We start from the raw sequence: 2,455 nt of genomic DNA on the forward strand, positions 1-2,455 counted from the left end.
CTTCTTCCATCGTAAATATCACTTTACGTCTAAAATCAATTGAATAGCTCATATAAATAATGTCATCAAAATTAAGTCGCTTAGCTATAACTAATGAACAGGATCTGGCTTCATCAGCACTATTATTAGCAAGATTATCCGCTATTGAACATAACCCAGATAAGACTCTTTGGCCACGTTTACGGCAAAATAGTGTCAAATTGCCTCGTTATGCTCGCATGATGAATAAAATTGGTTATGGTACTCAGGCTATTGGTCTGTTTCAATTGATTAACTCTACCCACACGATGTTAGCAGAGCAACAGTCTACAGAATTGAATGATCAGCAGCGGGCTGAAATAAGTAAAAATATCGCCATTGCTTGGAGTACTGCGGCAGCTAATTTTAGCACTGATATTTTGCAACCTCTGTTATTAAAAAGCGTTTATAAAATAACTGGCTCTTATCGAATGGCAGATACGTTTACTGGCCGGGCGGTCATTTTTTAAAATGCGATGGCGGCGGGATTTGATATTTATTATGCTTATGATAGTTTTAGCCAACTAAAGACCGAACAAGATCCTGCTATACGTCAAGATCTCATTATCAATGGCATGTTATCTGTACTGGGAGCGGGTTTCGGACTTGGTACCGCGTTGGCTATTTTTGCTGGTTCAGCAGTAGGCCCGATTGGTATTGCGTTTGGTGCCAGTTTAATGTTGGGCGGAATGGCCTATAATGCGGTACGAACAGTAGCAAAAATTAAAGAAAAAATTAAATTAACTTCAGGGGAAGAATTTGAAACTGGTCTAAGAGCGGCTTTGGGACTGAATCTAACTTATGCGATACAAAATAAATTACAGCAATATCAGGTAGAAGATAGTTTTAAAAAAGCATTATTTGAAAAACAGCGCAATCAATTTCAATTACAACCATTTGGTTATACTTTATATTTTTATATTGAATAAATGCAGCAAGCAGAAGAGTTACCTTATTTTCATTTAATAGATAAAGAGAAAAATAAATATCTGGTCTATCAAGACATTGAACATCATATGATAGCAAAACATCTCAATATATTTTCAAATTCAGCCATCACCTTATGGATAAATGAACTGATTAATCATGAGATAGAGCAGAATAAAAGACGTTTTTCCGAACAAGAAATCAGATTAATTTTACAGCAATTTACAGATCGTTATGATATTGAACATGTCAAAATTAAAAAATATATTCCACATTCACAAATCGCGACTAATGAAACGATCTTATTAAAGGAAAATACAGATAATATATTTTTAGATTTTTCTGACACTTACTCTAATAGGAATAAATTTTTTACATCGAATAGTCAAAAATCAATGGTCATTTATACAATATCATTGTCGCCTAGATTAACACACTCCTATGATTATGCTGAAAGTTTTTTTAGAAATACCTATAACAAGGCTTATATTTCTGGCATAAATTTTAATACAGCTAATGGCGATGATATTATTATTGGATTGAAGGATGTAGCCAACCGATTTGAAATATATGATGGTAAAAAATATTTGTTTGGGGGAATAGCGATGATATTTTTATCTTTAATAATAAGCAATTTGAAATTAATAAAATAAAATATCTTTACGGTAAAGATGGTAATGATAGTATTATTATTAATACATTACCTATTCAAAAAAATATTGGTCTTATAAAGCCAGATTTTTCTATTTATAAAATAAACATAACAAAACCAGTTTTCGCGGTTCTTATATTGATTTAGAAAATAGTACCCTAAAATATTTAACGCGACCTTTTCGCACTTTTGACTATTCTCATTATAGAATAAGAAGTTTTGTTAGCAGTAGTAACAATACTTTACAACTTGTTGCATCTATTAATAATTTAGAAAATGCTAGTGGGCCGAATACAGCACATAATATTATCATTGCTAATGCTAATGCTAATGCTAATGCTAATGCTAATGCTAATGCTAATGCTATAGCTGGGCGACTTTAAAATAATTACAAGTAATTACTCTATATCAGTAAATTTATATTGGAGAAAAACATATATTTTGTAATCAAAATTAAGTCGCTTAGCTATAAAGATAATATTTTAGCAGGTGGAAATGGGAATGTAATTTTATATGGTAAGGACAGTAATGATACCCTGTTATTAACAAAGGGGTATGCTAACGGGGGGTAATGGCGTTGATCGGTATGTTATTCAACGTTACAACTGGACCGATCATATAAAAATCTTACCTGACTATCGCTTTTATAATCAATCGCATCCAGAACAGAAAATTTTTATCAATCCCAGCTCACAAAAGCAGAGATTTAAATTTAACCGCCTGTTTAATTATAATTCATATGTAGTAATAGATGAAATGAGTAACAGTGATGAATCTATAGCTAAGCGACTTAATTTTGATTACAAAATATATGTTTTTCTCCAATATAAATTTACTGATATAGAGTAATTACTTGTA

General features: G+C 31.6%; 5 protein-coding genes. 4 read left to right on the forward strand and 1 reads right to left on the reverse strand.

Annotated elements, in window-relative coordinates; translation table 11 throughout:
- Nucleotides 1-199 (reverse strand): hypothetical protein (locus ARSQ2_RS06525; protein WP_181994777.1); only part of this gene is annotated, 199 nt, incomplete at its 3' end.
- Between the two features lies 1 nt (nt 200).
- Between ARSQ2_RS06525 and ARSQ2_RS06530 the strand changes: the two genes are divergently transcribed.
- The 4 genes from ARSQ2_RS06530 (at nt 201) to ARSQ2_RS06545 (ending at nt 2,169) form a co-directional block, all read left to right on the forward strand.
- Complete coding sequence (locus ARSQ2_RS06530) at nt 201-488, forward strand: hypothetical protein (protein WP_181994778.1); 288 nt, start codon at nt 201-203, stop codon at nt 486-488.
- Between the two features lie 6 nt (nt 489-494).
- On the forward strand, nt 495-947 hold the full coding sequence (locus ARSQ2_RS06535) for a hypothetical protein (protein ID WP_181994095.1): 453 nt from the start codon (nt 495-497) through the stop codon (nt 945-947).
- Complete coding sequence (locus tag ARSQ2_RS06540; RefSeq protein ID WP_181994096.1) at nt 948-1,598, forward strand: hypothetical protein; 651 nt, start codon at nt 948-950, stop codon at nt 1,596-1,598.
- Nucleotides 1,599-2,019: 421 nt separating this feature from the next.
- Complete coding sequence (locus ARSQ2_RS06545) at nt 2,020-2,169, forward strand: hypothetical protein (RefSeq protein ID WP_181994097.1); 150 nt, start codon at nt 2,020-2,022, stop codon at nt 2,167-2,169.
- Nucleotides 2,170-2,455 lie beyond the last annotated feature (286 nt).

Source organism: Arsenophonus endosymbiont of Bemisia tabaci Q2 (assembly GCF_902713415.1).
In the GTDB taxonomy this organism is placed as follows: domain Bacteria; phylum Pseudomonadota; class Gammaproteobacteria; order Enterobacterales; family Enterobacteriaceae; genus Arsenophonus.